Genomic DNA, 18,748 nt, shown 5'->3' with positions numbered 1-18,748 from the left:
GGACGGAAACCGATTCCAGGGCGCGATCGCGTGATGCCCCGGAGGACCAGTCGATCGAGGTGGAGAGCTAGGCGACCTGCTGCTCGTGACGTGCCGCGCGGCGCTCCGTCACGAGGAAGACGACGAGCAGCACGACGCCGACGAGGACGACGACGATGTTGCCGAGCTGAGCCAAGGACCCGAGGCCGCCCTGCAGGGGGTACGTGGCCTGCATGAAGATGCTCGGGTCCGTGCTCGCGTGAAGCAGGATCGGAGCGATGATCGTTCCGGTCACCCGCAAGGCGAGGTACATGCAGAGGCCGAAGAAGAACGTGTAGAGCATCTGCAGCATCGTGGGGATCAGCGCTTGACCGGTGAAGAGGTTGGTCGCATGCAACAGCGAGAACAACGCCGCCGAGACGAGCCCGACGGCGACCTCCGAACGGCCGGCCGAACGCATGATGCGGACCACGTATCCACGAGTCAGCAATTCTTCGGAGAAGCCGATGACCAGTCCTGCCAGGAGCCAGGCGGCGACCCAGTCGAAGCCCGCGGCTTCGTAGTCGATGCTCGCGAAGCGCAGCACGTTGAAGAGCAGCACTACGGCGACGGCGATCCACATCCAGCCTCGACCTGGAGCTCCCCGGCGTGCGAAGAGACCTCTCAGCCAGCCCAGGCTGGCACCGAAGCCGATCAGGATGAGACTGCCGATCAGGACCGGGACGACGATGAGCACGAGGACGTAGCTGGCGGAGCCGGCGTCGCCGATGAACGGCACGAACGGTGCCATCAGGAGCGATGCGGGTTCGTAGATGGCGAGGTAGCCGACGGCGAGGATCAGCGCCTTCCACCACCGGCCCTGTTCCCAGAACCGCGTCCACCCTGATCGTGCAGCCATGTCTCTCATGATGATCCCCTCGTTCGGGGTTCAGTCAACCATCAGCTTCGAGGCAGACTCAAGTCTGGCGCTCACGGGCCGGGTTGGATCGCCCCCACCGAGAGCTGCTGGACGCTGGAGGACGTGCAGGCGGTGAAGAGATCTCCGCCGGCTCCGATGTACAGAGACGCCGTCGACCCGGGCGGGTAGACCCGGAACCCCTCGCTCTGCTGCGGCTGGCACTCGGCGGCATCGTAGTTCGCGGCCTGCACCATGGTCAGGATCGCCTGGGCGTACCCACCGGGAGCGATCTGCACGGTCGGGTGCTCCGACGCCCGATCCAGAGTCGCCGAGGCCCCGAGCTGGGTGCCGTCACCGCCTCCGACGAACGACACACCCGGCCAGCCCTGCAACTCGCAGGTGCGGTCGCCGGTGTTCGTGAGGATCAGAGCGACACCGTAGCTGCCCGCAGCTCCGCCACCTCCGTCGTCGATCGCGCCCTGCAGCTCGTCGACGGTGCACCGGTCCGCGGCGGCCCCGATCGTCCCGTCGCCGAGATCGCCCCCTCCCCCGGACTCACCGTCCGGGCCGGGTGTCGACGTCGCCGGTGGCGCGGGAGCTGCGGAAGGCGTCGGCGTGGACGTCGGCGTCGGCGTCACCGTCGCGGTCACGGTCTCCGTGCCGGGAGACGGTTCCGAGGCGTCGGGCGTGCAGCCGGCCAGCATGACGACCAGCGCTGCAGCGGACACGGTCACGGTGAGGGGCTTGGAACGAAAACGCATGCACTCCACACTGGCACGCCGCGGGGGGAACATGCTCAGGGGCGGCTGTCACGATGCGTCCGACGGTCTTCAGTCGGCTGCCCACCCGGGTCGCCGCTCAGACCCGGTCGAGCCTGGTTCTGATGCCGCCGAGATGCACGGCCCGGGGCCCTGACGCGACGTCGCCGAGGCGGGCCAGGAGGCGACGGGCCGCGTCGAGGACGATGGGGTGCTCGACCCCGTAGGTGAGGACACCGTCGAAGACCGTGTCGACGAGCTGTTCCGGCTCCGGCCAATGCGGCAGGACACGGGCGACGGCATCCTCGTCGAGGTAGGCGGTGATGGCCTGCCGCTCGGCCCACAGAGGCACGAGGGCCGTCGCCGACAGGTCGAGTGCGCTGACAGCCGTGTACGGATCGTTGGTCCCGCTCGCGAGACCGCGGACGGCGATCTCGACGAGTTGTTGGAGTGCGAAGCCGACGTCCTGGAACGGCGTCCGTGCCGCACCGAGGGTGACCATCCTGCGGAGCCGGTCGATATCGGCCTCCGGCACAGGACGACCGTGCGCTCCGTCACGCGGGGCCATGCGGAGCAGGCAGTCGCCCTCGATGAGATGGTCTCCCGGCATGGCCGTCATATCGACGACCTGATCGTGGTCGTGGGCCCACGACACGAGCCGCTCCCATCCGACGGATTGGACGTACCCGTCGCTCTGCGACTCGACGATGGACCACGCCACGCCACCGTCGGGCTGTGGCTGCACGCTCACCCCGTCGCCGTCACCGTCACGGTCGCTGTCACCGTCGAACCGATACGCATGGCTCACGGCGGTCTCGAGGTCCTCCTGCACCTGTTTCTGCAGGGAGGTGATCTGCACGCTCGACGCGATGTGGTGGATGAAGAACACGAGCACGGCGACATCGACGACCCCGAGGGCGACGGCGACGTGTATGGCGATGACGGGGACGAAGGCCGTGCCGTCGTCGATGGCTGTGTGGACGGAGCGGAGGACGACGATGGAGTAGAGGAAGGTGGAGGTGAAAGCCGCCAGGACGAACTGGTTGGCCCGGTCGGCCATGAAGTTGCGGACCAGGCGTGGACCGTACGTCGAGGACGTCGTCGCCAGGACCGAGATGGTGATGGAGAACGACGTCCCCGCCACGGTGAGCATCGCCGTCCCGATCGTCGTCAGGATGGCTCGACCCCCGCTGGCGCTGAGAGCGTCGAGGATGGGGATCGAGGCGCCCCGATCGACGATCCCCTGGTCGACGACGACGAGCAGCTGTGCGACGACGATCGCGAAGACCCCGAGGACGGCGGGGAAGAACCAGAACGACTCACGGAGCCGGAGCGTGACGGTGCGCATGAGCGACTGCTTCCTGTCGGATCTCCGAGGCTGGAGAAGACACCCCGAAGCGTAGTCAGCAGGGCGCATCGGCGCCGCCCGGGACGGGAACGACGGACGGGCGCCGCCTCCGGAGAGACGACGCCCGTCGGGCCGACACGGACGGGTCAGCGCCCTGTCGAGTCGTCCTGGTCCGTCGTGCCGGGTGCGCCCTCGTCGAGGCGGCCGTCGATGGCCGGGTCGGGCGACACGACGTCGACCCGCAACGGCGGTTCGGCGACGACCGCGGAGGCCGACGCCTCCGGGCCCGAGACGGAGCCCGCACGGGTGCCCCGGACACGGCGCTTGACAGCCTCCCAGGGTCGGGCCAGACCCTTGCTGCTCGCCTGGGTGGGCGCGTCGACCTCGAGGCCGTAGTAGGCGCCCACGTGCTCGAGGAGGACGTCTCGTTCGGCCTTGTCGTACGCGCGGCGTTCGCGGTTGAAGGCGATGATCGTCGACCAGCACGTCAGCAGCAGCACGATGCTGAACGGCAACGCCGTCGTGATCGCCGCGGTCTTCAGGGCGTCGAGCCCACCCGTCAGGAGGAGCGCGACAGCCAGCAGGGCGGCGACCAGAGCGAAGAACACGCGCAGCCAGTTCTTCGGCTCGATGTCGCCGCCGGACGCGATCATCGCCATGACGAGCGAGCCGGAGTCCGACGACGTGACGAAGAACACCCCGATGAGCAGGATCGCACCGAAGGTCAGGACCGTCCCGGCGGGCAGGCCGCCGAGCAGGGCGAACAGCGACCCCTCGACGTCGACCGAGCCGTCGGCGCCGACGAGGCCGCCGGCGCCGTCGGTCTGCTGGTGGATCGCGGCGCCGCCGAGGACGGCGAACCAGAGCAACGTCAGCGCCGTCGGGACGAGCAGCACGCCGAACACGAACTGGCGGACCGTGCGGCCCTTGGAGATGCGGGCGATGAAGATGCCGACGAACGGCGCCCACGACATCCACCAACCCCAGTAGAAGGTGGTCCAGGCGCCCTGCCACTCCTCGCCGGCGGCACCCTGCTGGGCGGTCACGTTGAACGACAGACCGACGACGTTCTGCAGGTAGGCGCCGATCGACTGCACGAAGTCGCGCAGCAGGAACTGGGTCGGACCGACGATCAGGACGAACAGCAGAAGGGCTGCGGCGAGGATCAGGTTGAAGTTCGAGAGGATCTTCATGCCCTTGGTGACGCCGGTGACGAGCGACACGATGGTGACCGCGGTGATGACGGCGATGATCGAGATCTGGCTCACGATGCTGCTCTCGGCGATGCCGGCAGCCTCCAGGCCGGCGCCGATCTGGATGACGCCGAGGCCGAGCGAGGTCGCGACACCGAACAGGGTGCCGACGAGGGCGATGACGTCGATCAGGTTGCCCCAGCCGCCGCGGACGCGGTTGCCGAGGAGGGGCTCGAGTGCCCACCGGATGGAGACCGGCCGGCCCCTGCGGTGGATCGCGTAGGCGAGGGCGAGGCCGAGGACGACGTAGATGGCCCAGGCGTGCAGCCCCCAGTGCAGGAACGTCTGGGTCAGGGCCTGCTGTGCGAGCTGGTCCTCGGTGCCCGTGACACCGGGGCGGGGAGAGGCGAAGTGGCTGAGGGGCTCGGAGACGCCGTAGAAGACGAGGCCGATGCCCATCCCCGCGGCGAAGAGGAGCGCGAACCACGATCCGGTGGAGAACTCGGGTTCGTCTTTGTCCTTGCCGAGCTTGATGCCGCCGAACCGGCTGAAGCCGATGAACAGGCTGAAGCCGACGAAGAACGCCGCGATCAGGACGTAGTACCAGCTGAAGTTCTTGACGATGCCGCTCTGCAGACCGAGGAACAGCGCCTCGGCCGATGCGGGCGCGATCAGAGTGAAGGCGACGAAGCCGAGCACGACGACGGCCGCAGGCCAGAAGACCCAGCGGCGCAGCTGCGGAGTCGTCGAGACGGTCTCCGTGAGGGACGCGGGATGGTCGGCGGTGGGCCCCGAGGGGGGAGGTGTTGTCGTAGCCATTCGTCCATGGTGCCGGTTCAGCGAGGCCGAGGCCGAATACGGAGGTGATCCCGGCCCCGGGAGGTCAGGCGTCCTGGTGCTTGTAGCGCCGGTTGCGCGGCCTCAGAACGGCCGTCGCAAGGCCCGCGGCGACGACCGACGCGATGAGGATGGCGACTTTGGCGTCGTCGTCGTGAGCGCTGCCCAGCCCGTAGCTCAGCTCCGCGACGAGCAGGGATACGGTGAAGCCGATACCCCCGAGGAGGGCGACACCGGTGAGGTCGATCCAGGTGATCGTCCGGTCGAGTTCGGCCCGGGTGATGCGGGTCGTGATCCACGTCGTGGCGAGGATGCCGATGGGTTTGCCGAGGACGAGAGCGGCGATGATGCCGATCGTGACCGGACTCGACAGCGCCGTCCTCAGCCCGTCGAGGCCGCCGAAGGCGACGCCGGCGGAGAAGAACGCGAAGACGGGGACGGCGAAGCCGGTGGAGATGGGCCGGAAGCGGTGCTCGAAGACCTCGGAGAGCCCGGGGCCGGTGCCCGGTCCGCCGCTGGCCTGGCTGCGGATGACGGGGACGGCGAAGCCGAGGAGGACCCCGGCGACGGTGGCGTGGACGCCCGAGGCGTGGATGAGAACCCACACCGAGACGGCCACCGGCAGCAGGATGAACCAGTTCGCTGCGGGATGCAGGCCGAAGAACCGGCGGAACCTCTGCGTCAGGAACACGTAGGCGGCGAGCGGGACGATCGCGAGCACCAGGGGGAGGACCTCGATGGCGCTGGTGTAGACGAAGGCGATGATCCCGATGGCGATGAGGTCGTCCACGACCGCGAGGGTCAGGAGGAAGATCCGCAGCGCAGCAGGAAGTCTCGAGCCGACGATCGCGAGGACCGCGACGGCGAAGGCGATGTCGGTCGCCGTGGGGATCGCCCACCCGCGCACCGCCTCCGGGTCGGCGGCGTTGATGGCGGTGAAGATCAGGGCGGGGACGATGACTCCGCCGAACGCGGCGGCCACCGGCACGATGGCCTTGCTGATCCTCCGGAGCTCCCCGGCGACGAACTCCCGCTTGAGCTCCAGGCCGACGAGGAAGAAGAAGATCGCCAGCAGCCCGTCGGCGGCCCACTCCCCCACGCTCAGGTGCAGACCCAGAGCCGCGGGGCCGAACTCGAAGTCGCGAAGCGCGAAGTACGCGCCGGACAGCGGCGAATTCGCCCACACGACGGCGACGACCGCCGCGATGACCAGGACGATGCCGCCCACGGTCTCCTTGCGGAGGATCTCCCCGAGGCGGGTGGACTCCAAGGAGGTGTCCTCGGCGAACAGTCCAGGGGCAGCTGCAGCGGGTGGGCGGGGAGGGGGCAGGTCGTCGTGTGGCATCGCCCCTTGTCTTATCAGACATCGGCAGACCGACACCCCATCAGGCAGGGATCCCCGGGAGGCGGCCGTCACGACCGTGGATGATTCCACCACCATCTGGCGCCAAGCAACGGAGCGGACACTGTCAGTGGCTGTCCAGATGACTCACGTTCACCCGGACCCCGGTGGATCGAGGAACCTCGAACCAGGCAGTCATTGAGGGCGCCATGAGAATCACCAGATTGCGCATCGACGGCCAGTTCTTCCACCTCGACGAAGATCAGGACACCGCGACCCTGAAGCGGGAGATCATCGCCGCCGCCTCCGCAGGGCCCCGGTTCATCGATTTCACCGCGATCGGCCACGGCGAGGTATCCGTCCTCATGACACCCCAGATGGGTGCTCGGTTCGAGGTCCTCGAGCGCAGCCAGGAGGAGATCGATGAGTGGAACCACAACCCACCCGTCGTGGACTACGACCCGCTGGTCCACGACTGAGGCGCGAGCGCAGCCCCCTGCACCGAGGGATGCCCCGGTCGCAGCGGAGCGGACACCTCGGAGTCCAGGTCGACGGTGGCGCTACTCGGCGTCGTCGATCTCAGCCAGGGCCACCGGGGTCCCCGAGGTGATGAGCAGGTCCGTCGCGAGGACGGACCCCGAACCGTAGTTGACCGTCAGCCAGAGCGTCTCCCCGTCGCGGAGCGCGGACATGATCTGCGCTTGGACCGCGTCGAGGGTGGTGTCCGGGATCGTGTAGGCGAAGCCGCCGTAGTGGACGTCGACGCGCTTCATGGTGCACCCGTCTCGGTGCCGTTGGCGGTGTCCTCGTCGATGATGTGCAAGCCCGTGTGGGTGTTCGCGGTCAGTTCCAGGGCACGGATCCAGCGCGGGTTGATCTGGGGCACACGACTTCCGTAGAACTTGAACACCAGAGGGATCGTGGGGTGCAGCCAGATCGAGGTGCGCCCGTCGCCGATCTGCTGGTCGTCCTTCCAGGAGAAGTAGAACGGTTCCCCGCGGCGGAGCTTGACGCCGATGACGACCTGCAGGTGAGCCAAGGTCCGGTCATCGAAGTCGACCGTCAGCGTCTGGTCGTAGATGAGCTTTCCCACGGCACCTTCTTCGTTCGGCTAACACGCAGCCCGTCATGCGGGTGCTGGCTTTCGAATCCCCTGCGTCCCAGACGGGAGAGTCATCAATACGTTAGCGCCCCATCCGCGTCATCCGAGGCGGGCGCTCTGGCGCTCCGCCACTCGCCCGCTCGCAGAGCACGGAAGCGTCCGCCGACACCGGATCTCACGGCACACGACGGAGCGACCGCGGCGGGCGGGTCGTCAGCCCCCGACGGTCGAGCGGAGGGTCGACGACCCGTCGGGCAGGCGGCGCACCTCGATGCGGTCGGCGATCCGCTGCTTGAGCTCGTCGACGTGGCTGACGATGCCGACGACCCGACCCGCGGCCGAGAGCCTGCCCAGCTCGGTCATCACCGCGTCGAGCGTGGTGGGGTCCAGCGATCCGAAGCCCTCGTCGACGAAGAGGGTGCCCAGCTGCAGCCCACCGGCCTCGGCCTGCACGACGTCCGCGAGTCCGAGAGCGAGGCTGAGCGACGCGTAGAACGTCTCGCCGCCCGAGAAGCTGCCGGGGTCGCGGGTCGTGTCGGTCGCGTGGTCGCGGATCGCCAGCGACAGCCCGGTCTTGCGCGACCTCGACGTCGCCTCGCGCTCGTCGGACGACTCGAGCTGATACCGACCGCTCGACATGACCGACAGCCGCACGTTGGCCGCCGCGACGACATCGTCGAACCGCCGCAGCAGCACGTACGTGCCGAGCGTCACGCCCTTCACGTTGACCGCCGAGGAGGCGCTGGCCAGGTCGGCCATCCGCACGATCGCCCGGGCACGCTCCGCCGCGTCGTCCCCGACGGCCGCGGCCTGCCGCAGCGCGACGAGGGCTGCCGAGGACCGCTCGGCCCGGTCGCGCGCCCGGGCGGTCTCGGCGGCGATCGACGTCGCCGCGGCCTCGGTCTCCGCCGCACGCTCGGTCGCCAGGGCGACCCGCTGCTCGACCGCGGCCTCGACCCCGACACGTGCATCGTCGCCCAGGCCCTCGCCCGATGCGTCGTCGAGCCCCGCGATCTCCGGCTCGCCGAGCCCGGCGGCGACGACGGCGAGCTCGCGGTCGTGCGCCGCGATCACGGCATCGAGCCGGCCGACCTCGGCACGATCCAGCACGGCTGCGGCCACGGCCTCGACGTCGGCGAAGCCCGCGTCGGCGAGCGACGCGTCGAGGTCGGTGCGTCGCCTCGCGACCTCGTCGACCGCGATCGCCTGGGCGTCGAGAGCCTCGACGAGGCGCGCCACGGCGCCGTGCCGGCGCCCGATGACCGCGACGAGCTCCGCCACGCTGTCGGCCCGCCCCCCGAGGTGCCGTCCGACGGCGGCGGTGTCGTCGTCGAGTCGTCGACGGTCGGCCACCGTCTGCGCGACGGCCGTGGCGGTGTCGACCCGCGCCTCCTCGAGCTCGGTGCGTCGGCGCTCGGTCTCGGCGTCGTGGGCGTCGAGCGCGAGCGCGGCCGCGTCGCGATCGCCCGCCACGCGGCGCGCGGCCTCGACCCGGGCCAGCGCCGCGTCGAGCTCCGCCTCGACCTCGGCACGGGTGACGCCGCCCAGTTCGGTCGCCCGCTCGTCTCGCCGGGCGACGGCGACCGAACGACGTGCGGCGGCGGCAGCGAGGGCCGACTCGCAGCGCACGCGCTCGTCGGTCGCCCGGTCGACGGCGTCGTCGTCGGGGTGGTCGGCGGTGGTCACGGCCGGAGCCGGGTGGTGCTCGGATCCGCAGACCGGGCAGGGCTCGCCGACGAGGAGGTCGCCCGCGAGCTCGCCCGCCATCCCGGCGATCTTGCGGCGGCGCAGGTCGTTCTCGACCCCGGCGGCGTCGAGAGCCACCCGGGCCGCCTCGTGCAGATCGGCGGTCGCGCGGTCGAGCTCGTCCTCGAAGCGGTCGAGCCCGTCGATGAGGTCACGTCGCCTGCGCCCCTCCGCCACCGCGGCCTCGGCGGGCCCCACGGCGACGACGGCCTCGATCAACGCACCTAGCGCCGCCTCGAGCTCTCGGCGGACCGCGGGCAGCTCGGCCTGGGCACGCTCGAGCTCGTCGACGCGCGCCACCTCGGCCGCGACCTGCGCCTCGAGCACGTCGAGCGCGGCCCGGCGGTCGACGAGGGTCGCTTCGAGCCGGGCGCTCTCGGCGGACGACCCGGCCTCCGCCGTCAGGGCGTCGCGTCGAGCCGCCGCCGAGTCGCGGTCGGTCGTCTCGGTCAGATCCGCGTCGAGGTCGCCGGACTCGCGCGCCGCACCGACCTGCTCGACGGCGGTCGAGAGCCGCTCGTCGGCCCGGCGGAGCCCCTCGACGGCGACCGTCACCGAGGAGGCGCGGCGTGCGTCGTCGACCCGGCCCCGTGCCTCCTGCACATCGGCTTCGACCTCGCGGGCCGCCGCCTCGCGACGGAGCAGCGCCGCGCGTCGCTCGAGCGCCCGCTGCAGACGCCGTTGCGCGTCGAGGTGAGACCGGGCCGCGTCGCGATCGCCGACCGCCGCGGCCCGCCGACCCTCGAGCTCGACGGCGGTCGCGGCCAGCCCGGCGACCAGACCGCCCAACCCGTCGCGCCCCTCCGGCCCATCTGAGCCCTGCTGCCCGCCCGGCTTCCCGAAGTCGGCCGCGGCCGCGGCGAAGACCTCGTCGTCGACCCCCGTCGCCTCGCGCAGTCGCCCGAGCGCGAGCTCGACCTCGCGCTCGGCGGCGGCTATCGAGGCGCGCGCGGCGACCCGTCGCTCGACGAGCTGTGCCGTCGTCTTCTCGTAGATCTCGGTGCCGAACAGCGACTGCAGCACCTCTTTGCGCTTCTCGCCGGTCGAGCGCAGAAAAGCCGCGAACTCGCCCTGCGGCAGCACGACGGTCTGCACGAACTGCTGCCGGGTGAGCCCCAGGATGCGCGCGATCTCGGCCCCGGTCTCTTGGGCGCTCGTCGAGACGACGGTGCCCTCGACCGCATCGGGCGAGGTCAACAGCACGAGGGTCACGGTCTGGTTCTGCGGGGTCGTACCCGTGCCACGGGCCTTCGGCCGGCGGTAGGCCGGGGTCCGTCTGACCCGGTGGATGCCCGCCGCGGTCTCGAAGACGACCTCGACGAACGGCTCGACCGTGGGGGCGGCGTGATGGCTGCGCAACCGGTCGGGGCTGGAGGTCGAACCGGCCAGACCGCCGTAGAGGGCGAAGACGAGCGCGTCGATGATCGTCGACTTGCCCGACCCGGTCGGCCCCTCGAGCAGGAACACGCCCGAGGCCCCGAGCGCCGCGAAGTCGATGCTGTGCTCGCCCGCGTACGGCCCGATGGCGCGCAGCGTGAGTCGATGGAGGATCACTCGCCGCCCTCCGTCGCCCTGGCCGCCTCGTACGCGGATCGGACGATCTCGAGCTCCAGTTCGTCGGCCCGGGCGCCCGAGGCGAAGGCGACGAAGTCGGCGGCGACCTCGACCGGGTCGGTCTCGACCGTCACCGCTCTCAGGGCGGGCGCGTCGACGGCGCCCACCGGCACGTGGTGGATCGCGAGGGCGTTGGGGAACCTCTCGCGGACGCGCGCGTAGAGACGGTCGGGGTGCACCGGATCGGTGGCCGTGATGCGCGACCAGGCCTCGCTGTGCTGGTCGTACCGCCCGTCGAGCAGACGATCGATCGTGTCGGCGAACTCGACGAGGGGCCGCGGCACGGGGGTGGGCACGGTCTCGATCGTGGCACCGCCGTCGGCCGCCAGGGTGACGAGCGTCGACGACTTGACGTGCCCCCGCTCACCGAACGAGAACGCCAGCGGCGACCCCGAGTAGCGGACGACCGGTCGGGCGTCGACCGCCCCGACGCGCTGAGCCCCGTGCAGGTGCCCGAGCGCGACGTAGTCGACGCCGTCGAAGACCCCCGCGGGCACGGAGTCGACCCCGCCGACACGGATGTCTCTCTCGCTCTCGCTCGCCGCGCCTCCTGATACGAAGGCGTGGGCGATCACGACCGACCGCGTGCCGGGCCGCCCGGCGAGATCGGCGCGCACCCGGCGCATGGCCGCGGCGACGACCGCCTCGTGCGACCGGGCGAGCGGGCCGTCGTCGCCGGCACCGGCACCAGCGCCGGCACCGTCGGCGAGCGCGTGGCGCACGGTGTCGGGGTCGAGGTACGGCACCCCGTAGAACGCGACCGGCCCGTCGGCGTCGTCGACGACCACCGGTGTCGCCAGCTCGTCGGCCCGGGCGCGCAGGTGCAGCCCGGGTCGCATCAGCTCGGCCGCGAAGCCCAGCCTGACCGCGGAGTCGTGATTGCCGGGCGTCAGCACGACGGTCGCCAGCTCGCTGAGCCGCTGCAGGGCCGAGCCGAGGAGGCGCACGCTGGGTACCGCGGGCACCGCCCGGTCGTACACGTCGCCCGCCACGACGACGACCCGGACGCCGCGATCGCGGACGAGCTCGACGAGGTGGTCGACGAACGCGGACTGGTGCTCGTGCAGATCGACGCCGTGCAGCGTGCGACCGAGATGCCAGTCGCTCGTGTGCAGGATCAGCACGGGTCTCCTTCTCAGCGGTGCCGGTGGGTCGTCGTCACTGTAGCGTCGAGGTCCGACACTGCAGCGCCGGAGGAGAACCGCACCGTGAACGACGACACCATCGACCCGTCCGCCCTCCGATCTGAGGTCGAGGCGCGTCACGATCGGATGATCGCGGACCTCGTGGCGTACGCCTCCCTCGAGACGCCGTCCGACGACGTCGACCTGCTCGCGGTCGGCCTCGCCTGGATCGAGTCCTGGTTGACGGCGACCGCCGGCCCGGCCGCCGCCCGACGGGTGCACGTCGTCGAGGGCTACGGCGACTCGGTCACGCTCGAGTACCCCTCGCCCACGGGCTCCGCCGAGTGGGTCAGCGCGCTCTGCCACTACGACACGGTGTGGTCGGAGGGCACTCTCGCCGACTGGCCGGTGACGATCGACGGCGACGTCATGACCGGGCCCGGCGTCTTCGACATGAAGTCCGGGCTGATCCAGCTCGGTCACGCCATCGCGGTCTCCGATCGGCTCGGTCTGCCGCGGCCGGGCGTCCGCATCGTGCTGAACGGCGACGAGGAGGTCGGCAGCATCGCCTCGCGGCCGGTCATCGAGGCCGAGGTCGGCCGAGGAGGCGCGGTGCTGGTCTTCGAGTCCGCCGCCGAAGGAGCGGTCAAGACGGCCCGCAAGGGAGTCGGCATCTTCGAGGTCGAGACGTTCGGCGTCGAGGTGCACGCGGGGCTGCACCCGCGGTCGGGCGCGAGCGCAATCGACGAGATGGCGCGGATCATCCTCCAGCTGCACGCCGCGGCCGACATCGACGCCGGCACCTCGCTCAACGTGGGCATCGTGCAGGGCGGCACCCGCACCAACGTGAAGGCCGGCCACGCCCGGGCCTCGGTCGACGTGCGCGTCACGTCGGCGTCCGAGGTGACCCGCATCGAGCAGGTGCTGGCCGACCTCGCCCCCCACGACCCGAACGCCCGGGTGCAGGTCACCGGCGGCTGGAACCGCCCTCCGATGGAGCGCACCCCGGTCACGGCGGCCCTGTACGAGCGGGCCGCCCGGGTGTCCGCGACGCTCGGGTTCGAGCTGCGCGAGGTCTCGGTCGGCGGGGCGAGCGACGGCAACTTCGCCGCGGCCCTCGGCTGCGCCGTGCTCGACGGGGTGGGCGGCGTCGGCGGCGGGGCGCACGCCCGCCACGAGTGGATCAGCTTGGCCGGAATGGTCGAGCGCACCGAGTTCGTCTCCGCCCTCTTCGCCGACCTCGCCTGACCCGACCCGACGTCACGCGAGGGCGCACAGCGGCGTGATGCGATCGTGACTCGGCGCAGGCGAACTCATCCCCGCGACTGACGAGCCAGCTGCGCGTTCGTCAATACGGTGGTGCGAGCCCGATCTCACGGGCCCCTGGGGAACGGATCCGTCATGACACGCGCACGCACTCTGCACACCCTCGGAGCCTCGGCGCTCGTCGTGCTGTCTCTGGCCGGATGCGCCGGCGGCCCGTCCGGGGGCACGACGCCGAGCCCGACCCCGAGCATGAGCACCAGCGCCGGCGCGACTCCCGACGACGGCGAGACGGCGACGCCCACCGCTCCGCCTGAGTCGAGCCCGACGCCGACCGGCGCGGCGACCCCGACCCCGACGACCTCCGAGACGCCGGCCGCGTCTCCCGTGAACATCCCCACCGACTGCACGCAGATCGTCGACTCGGCGACCTACGCGGCGACGATGGGCGAGACCCCGCTGAACCCCGAGGGCTACCTCCGGCGCGACGGCACCCCGTTAGGAGCCCGGACGCCGACCGTGCCGCCTGCCGACGCGACCCTCGTGCAGATCGTCGACTCGGCCGCCGCGCTCGACTGCCTGTGGCGCGACCCGCGAGCCGACATCACCGGTCTCGGCGTGACCATGGGGCGCCTCGATCAGGCGACCAGCGCCTCCCTGCTGTCTCTGGCGGCAGCCGACGGTGCGACCTGCAGCGACGCCCAGGGCGGCCGGCTGTGCCAGAAGTCGGAGACGGCGGAGCAGTACCAGACCGACATCACGGACACGTACTTCGTGCGCGGCGACCTGTTCGTGCACGTCTTCCAGTCGAACTTCCCGACGAACGATCTGCTCGGCTCGATCCTGGCGCACACCGCGAGTTGAGCACCGAGCCGCAGCGCGCGCTACAGCACGCTCTTCGGCACCCGGTGCAGCGTCACGGCGCCGACCGCGTCGAACGGGTGCAGCGGGTCCGGGGCGCCCGACCCCGTCGGCCCGCCGAGCCGTGAGTGCCCGACGGCGCTGAGCACCGCGTAGGCGTCGCCGCGGGTCCAGCCGTGGTCGTCGACCAGGAACGAGAACGCGTCCTCGTACCCGCGCCGGATGCTCTCCTGCACCGGCTCGCCCAGCCCGACGAAGATCCAGTCGTCGGCCGTCTCGATCCGAGGGGCCCGCAGCGAGAGCCCCTTCACGACGTCGATCGACACGACCGCCGTGCCCTCCGCCTCGATGGCGACGAACGACGACTCGCCCTCGGCCATGATCGCGTGCACGTCGCCGATCGAGAGGTACGCGCCCTCGACCATGACGGGCAGGTACACGGTCGAGCCGACGCGGTTCTCGGTGACGTCCATGTTGCCGCCCTGCGCGTACGCCGGCATGATCGTCGAGTTCTCGCCGGTCGCCGGGGCGGTGCCCATGCAGCCGATCATCGGCCGCGGTGCGAACACGTGCCGGTCGGTCACGTGCACCCCCTCGTCGTCGATGGGCACGCGGCGCGTGAACATCTCGTCGCCCATCACGTGCTGCAGTGCGCCCGACCCGGGCAATGCGACGGACCAGCCGTGCGCCACGAGCCGGATCTCGTGCACGGTCACGGCGAGCGCGTCGCCGGGCATCGCACCTTCGACGTAGACGGGGCCGGTGACGGGGTTGATCGGCACCGACAGCTTCGCGAGGTCGCGGTGCTCGTGCAGCTCGGCGTAGACGGCGTCACTGGTCTCGAAGCCGATGCGCTCGCCCGTGCCGGGGGTGATCCGCAGGGCGGGCTCGACGTCGGCGGTGAAGCCGGGGCGCCCATGCTCCTTGCCCAGGAAGTGGTCGACACCGTCGACACGTCCCGCCGAGGAGGCGCGGGTCGGGTCGCCCGCGCCCCCGCCGGCCCCCGAGGCGGTCGCCTCCACCCCGCTCATGCGTCGTGCCGTTCGGAGTCGGCGGCGGGTGCGGCCGTGGCCGGCGTCGCACCGTGGTCGGCACCGGACGGGATGACCGGCGCCGCGCCTCCTCGGCTCCGGTAGTAGAGGAACACGCCTGCGCCGAGCACGAGCCAGACGAGTCCGCCGATCTTGGCCTCGGGGGCGGCGTTCACGAGCACGTAGCCGATGATGAGGAACCCGATGACGGGCACGACGAGGTGCAGCAGCCAGTTGCGCGACTTCCTCTTGACGACGTAGTGCACGACGACCGAGACGTGCAGCAGCATGAAGCCGAACAGGGCGCCGAAGTTCACCAGTGACGCGATGAGGTCGATCTGTCCGACGAAGAACAGCACGAGCACGGCCGACAGCGCCGAGACGAGCAGGATGGCGGCCTGCGGCACCTGGCGGCTGTTGATGGTGGACAGGAACGCGGGCAGCTGACGGTCGCGGCTCATCGAGAAGAGCAGACGCGAGGTGGCGGCCTGCGCGGCCATCGCGTTGGCGATGCCGATCGCGAGCACGTTGACGACCAGGAACGCCGTCGACCAGCCGCTGCTCGACGCCGCCTCGACCAGCGAGAAGAACGCGTTGCCGACCTCGTCCTTCCCGAAGGAGTCGCGACCGGCGGCGAGGGCGCTGGCGAGCCAGGTCTGCACGACGAAGAGCGTGGCGACGATCACCAGGGCGATGATCATGGCCTTGCCCGCTCCGCCGCGCTTGCCGGTGCTCTCCTCCGACAGCGTCGAGATGCCGTCGAAGCCCAGGAAGCTCAGCACCGCGATCGACAGCGCCGACGCGAGGAGCGGCGCGGTGACCTTGCTGGAGTCCCAGATCGGGTCGGCGGTGAACTCGGCGCCGGGGATCGTGCCGTCGTTCAGCGCGATGACCGCGATGATGACGAAGATCACGACGAAGACGACCTCGATGGCCAGGAACACCCGGTTCATCAGCTTGATCGAGCTGATGCCGAGCAGGTTGATCGCGGTGTTGATCGCGACGAAGATCAGCGCCCACATCCACCGGGCGCTCCCGGGGAAGATCCCGATCATCGACTCGGCGGCGAAGACGTAGAGCAGCGTCGGCACGAGCAGGTAGTCGAGCAGGATCGCCCAGCCGGCGAAGAACCCGGCGATGGGGTGGATGCCGCGACCGACGTACGAGAACACCGAACCGGCCAGCGGGATCGACTTCGCCATCTGCGCGTAGGCGAGCGCCGTGAAGATCATCGCGATGAGGCCGATCAGGTAGACCAGCGGCACCATGCCCGACGACGCGTTATAGACGGTGCCGAAGATGGCCCAGGGCGCGATCGGCACCATGAAGATCAGGCCGTAGATGAGCAGATCGACGGTCGTGACCGACCGCTTCAGCTCCTGCTTGTAGCCGTACTGCTCGAGTTGCTGCTGGTTGCTCAGCTCGCCGCCGGGGGTGCCGGTCGTCGTTCCAGTGGACATGGTGTGCTCTCTCGCTCGGGTGGGATGCGGGGGTGGAGCCGGGGAGGTGCGGGTCGGGTCGGTCAGGAGGCGCGGGCCGGGAAGCGCGGCGCGGGAGGCGCGGTGCCGGTCAGGCCGCGTCGTGCGCCGCGAGGAACTCGCCGACGACGGCTCGGAACTCCTCGGGCTGCTCGAGGTGCGAGCAGTGGCTCGCGCCGGCGAAGACGTGCGAGCGCACGTCGGCGATGCCGTCGACGAACGGCTGCCAGGTGGCCGGGGTCGCCTCGTCGTGCTCGCCGGCGACCACGAGGGTGGGGGCGGTGACGCGGGGTAGCCGGTCGACGATGCTCCAGTCGCGCATCGTGCCGATGACGTGGAACTCGTTGGGCCCGTTCATCGTGTGATAGACGGTGGGCTCGGCCTCCATCTGCGCCTCGCTGTCGACGAAGTCCTGAGGCATGGGGACGACGCGGCAGACGTGCCGCTCGTAGAACACCTGCGTCGCGGCGAGGTACTCCGGGTCCGTGGTGGTGCCCGCATCCTCGTGACGCTCCAGCGCCTCCTGCACGTCGACCGGCAGCAGCGCCCGCAGCTCGGCCGCGCCCTCGACCCAGAGCTGCATGGAGGCGGGCGAGTTGCAGATCGCGAGACCCGCGAGACCCGCGGGCTGGCGCACGGCGATCTCGGCGCCGAGCATGCCTCCCCACGACTGGCCGAGCACGTGGAACCGCTCGAACCCGAGGTGCGCGACGACCGCGTCGAACTCGGCGACGAACAGGGCGGGGCTCCAGGTCTCGACGGGGGCGTCGGGGCGGTGGCTGCTGCGGCCGCAGCCGAACTGGTCGTAGTGCACGACGGTGCGACCGGTCTCGTCGGCGAGCGCCGCGAGGTTGCGGAGGTAGTCGTGGGCCATGCCCGGGCCGCCGTGCAGCACGATCAGGGGCAGCGCGCCCGGCGTCGGGCGGTCGGGGGTCGTGACCTGGTACCAGGTGACGCCGTCGCGGAACGGGAGGGTGGAGGAGGTGCTCGTCGACATGCGGGACAGTGTGCGTCACGTAAAGGTCTCGCGCCTAGACCTTTGCCGATGACTTAACGTGGGTGTAACAAACGCCGCTCGGGAGGGTCGACGCATGACGCCACGCGAGGCCGCCGACGCCGGGGCGCCCGGGGCGTCCGGGGCGTCCGACAGCGCCCCCTCCGCCCCCGCCGGCGCCCTCGCCGCGCCCGTCGAGTCGTCGAGCCGCGTCGACGACGTGACCGACCGGCTGGTGACCGCCATCGCGACCGGCGAGTACCTGCCCGGCCAGCGCCTCCCTCCCGAGCGCGACCTCGCCGCATCGCTGCGCGCCGGGCGCATGACCGTCCGGGCCGCGCTCGCCCGACTCGTCGAGCAGGGCATGATCGAGACCCAGCGCGGGCGCGGTGGCGGGTCGTTCGTCCGCGAGCAGCACACGACGTCGTCCGACGCCATCGCGCAGCGGACCCTCGGGGCGCGCTGGGCGGACCTCAGCGACACGAGCGAGGCGATCGGGCGACTGCACGGGACGATCGCCGAGGCCGCCGCCGAGAACCACACGCCCGCCGACGCCGCCGAGCTGCGCGAGCGCCTCGAGGGCTACCGCGAAGCCGAGTCGGGCCGGGCGTCGCAGCGGGCCGACGCCCTGCTGCACGTGGCGATCGCCGAGGCGGCGCACAACACGACGCTGCGCGAGGTCCTCTTCGCCCTGGAGGCGCGGGTCAGCATCGCGGCGCCGGCCCACCTCTGGGGCGGCCCCGACGGCATGCGCGAGATGGAGCTGCGGGCGCTCGGCGATCACGAGGCGCTGGTCGACGCGATCTGCGGCGGTCGGGCGACGGAGGCGGCGGGCATCGCGCGCGAGCACGTCAAGATCGACCTCGAGCTGCTCGAGCGGGTGCTGCACCGCCGCGACTGACGCCCGCCTCTCGCGGGCTCGCAGCGTCGAGTGAGGGTGTGCGGCGCCGCCGAGCGGGTGGGTAAGGCCCTTCTCGGCGGCGACCGCCACGGACGGCGAGTGCCCGTCGATCCGAACTCACGACCTCGCGGGGGTTCGAGGGTCGTGCAGATCGTCGGGCGGGCGTCACGCAGGGGGAGGACATCCGGTTCGGGCCGGATATCCGCGTGGCTACACCGCCGTCGGTTCAGAAGATAGCAGTCGATACTCACGAGTATCGAGTCCCCCTTATGGGGGACG

16 protein-coding genes are annotated in these 18,748 nt (G+C 71.0%); 4 read left to right on the top strand and 12 right to left on the bottom strand.

Annotated features, from left to right (window positions below; genetic code table 11):
• Positions 1–67: 67 nt before the first annotated feature.
• From SOM11_RS13505 to nhaA, 5 genes are all read right to left on the bottom strand, one after another.
• Positions 68–877, bottom strand: coding sequence for a CPBP family intramembrane glutamic endopeptidase (locus tag SOM11_RS13505; RefSeq protein ID WP_244637111.1), 810 nt, complete (start codon positions 875–877; stop codon positions 68–70).
• Between the two features lie 71 nt (positions 878–948).
• The gene (locus tag SOM11_RS13500) at positions 949–1,638 is read right to left on the bottom strand and encodes a DUF4232 domain-containing protein (protein WP_192060811.1); all 690 of its coding nucleotides are present in this window, start codon (positions 1,636–1,638) and stop codon (positions 949–951) included.
• Positions 1,639–1,735: 97 nt separating this feature from the next.
• Positions 1,736–2,983 (bottom strand): DUF2254 domain-containing protein, encoded by a 1,248-nt coding sequence (locus SOM11_RS13495; RefSeq protein WP_320478349.1) that lies wholly within the window; start codon positions 2,981–2,983, stop codon positions 1,736–1,738.
• Positions 2,984–3,129: 146 nt separating this feature from the next.
• A complete protein-coding gene (locus SOM11_RS13490) occupies positions 3,130–4,995 on the bottom strand; it encodes a BCCT family transporter (RefSeq protein WP_320478348.1) in 1,866 nt (621 codons plus the stop codon).
• 64 nt (positions 4,996–5,059) lie between these two features.
• A complete protein-coding gene (gene nhaA, locus SOM11_RS13485; protein WP_414655468.1) occupies positions 5,060–6,358 on the bottom strand; it encodes a Na+/H+ antiporter NhaA in 1,299 nt (432 codons plus the stop codon).
• A gap of 206 nt (positions 6,359–6,564) precedes the next feature.
• On the opposite strand from nhaA, the gene SOM11_RS13480 reads away from it, so the two are divergent.
• The gene (locus SOM11_RS13480) at positions 6,565–6,834 is read left to right on the top strand and encodes a hypothetical protein (protein WP_192060815.1); all 270 of its coding nucleotides are present in this window, start codon (positions 6,565–6,567) and stop codon (positions 6,832–6,834) included.
• Positions 6,835–6,915: 81 nt separating this feature from the next.
• On the opposite strand, the gene SOM11_RS13475 is transcribed toward SOM11_RS13480, so the two are convergent.
• The 4 genes from SOM11_RS13475 to SOM11_RS13460 all read right to left on the bottom strand — a co-directional run bounded on the left by SOM11_RS13475 (position 6,916) and on the right by SOM11_RS13460 (position 11,941).
• On the bottom strand, positions 6,916–7,128 hold the full coding sequence (locus SOM11_RS13475; protein ID WP_192060816.1) for a hypothetical protein: 213 nt from the start codon (positions 7,126–7,128) through the stop codon (positions 6,916–6,918).
• A complete protein-coding gene (locus tag SOM11_RS13470; protein ID WP_320478346.1) occupies positions 7,125–7,448 on the bottom strand; it encodes an ATP-dependent DNA ligase in 324 nt (107 codons plus the stop codon). Before SOM11_RS13470 ends, SOM11_RS13475 begins: the two co-directional genes overlap by 4 nt.
• Positions 7,449–7,670: 222 nt before the next feature.
• Positions 7,671–10,757, bottom strand: coding sequence for an SMC family ATPase (locus SOM11_RS13465; RefSeq protein WP_320478345.1), 3,087 nt, complete (start codon positions 10,755–10,757; stop codon positions 7,671–7,673).
• Positions 10,754–11,941, bottom strand: coding sequence for an exonuclease subunit SbcD (locus SOM11_RS13460; RefSeq protein ID WP_320478344.1), 1,188 nt, complete (start codon positions 11,939–11,941; stop codon positions 10,754–10,756). Before SOM11_RS13460 ends, SOM11_RS13465 begins: the two co-directional genes overlap by 4 nt.
• Positions 11,942–12,025: 84 nt before the next feature.
• Here SOM11_RS13460 and SOM11_RS13455 point away from each other — a divergent pair, with 84 nt between their 5' ends.
• The gene (locus SOM11_RS13455) at positions 12,026–13,189 is read left to right on the top strand and encodes a M20/M25/M40 family metallo-hydrolase (RefSeq protein ID WP_320478343.1); all 1,164 of its coding nucleotides are present in this window, start codon (positions 12,026–12,028) and stop codon (positions 13,187–13,189) included.
• Positions 13,190–13,342: 153 nt separating this feature from the next.
• Complete coding sequence (locus SOM11_RS13450) at positions 13,343–14,068, top strand: hypothetical protein (protein ID WP_192060820.1); 726 nt, start codon at positions 13,343–13,345, stop codon at positions 14,066–14,068.
• 20 nt (positions 14,069–14,088) lie between these two features.
• Here SOM11_RS13450 and SOM11_RS13445 read toward each other — a convergent pair whose 3' ends face one another.
• The 3 genes from SOM11_RS13445 to SOM11_RS13435 all read right to left on the bottom strand — a co-directional run bounded on the left by SOM11_RS13445 (position 14,089) and on the right by SOM11_RS13435 (position 17,571).
• Positions 14,089–15,096: an acetamidase/formamidase family protein gene (locus SOM11_RS13445; RefSeq protein ID WP_192060821.1), complete on the bottom strand. Its 1,008-nt coding sequence runs from the start codon at positions 15,094–15,096 to the stop codon at positions 14,089–14,091.
• Complete coding sequence (locus SOM11_RS13440) at positions 15,093–16,556, bottom strand: APC family permease (protein ID WP_320478342.1); 1,464 nt, start codon at positions 16,554–16,556, stop codon at positions 15,093–15,095. Before SOM11_RS13440 ends, SOM11_RS13445 begins: the two co-directional genes overlap by 4 nt.
• Positions 16,557–16,665: 109 nt before the next feature.
• Complete coding sequence (locus SOM11_RS13435; RefSeq protein WP_320478341.1) at positions 16,666–17,571, bottom strand: proline iminopeptidase-family hydrolase; 906 nt, start codon at positions 17,569–17,571, stop codon at positions 16,666–16,668.
• Positions 17,572–17,665: 94 nt separating this feature from the next.
• On the opposite strand from SOM11_RS13435, the gene SOM11_RS13430 reads away from it, so the two are divergent.
• Positions 17,666–18,469, top strand: a complete 804-nt coding sequence (locus tag SOM11_RS13430; RefSeq protein ID WP_192060824.1) for a FadR/GntR family transcriptional regulator — start codon at positions 17,666–17,668, stop codon at positions 18,467–18,469.
• The last annotated feature ends 279 nt before the right edge of the window (positions 18,470–18,748 follow it).

This window comes from Frigoribacterium sp. CFBP9029 (assembly GCF_034045305.1).
Classification (GTDB): Bacteria; Actinomycetota; Actinomycetes; order Actinomycetales; family Microbacteriaceae; genus Frigoribacterium.
Note: the sequence above shows the minus strand (reverse complement) of the source record. Positions and strands in the feature narration are given on the sequence as shown.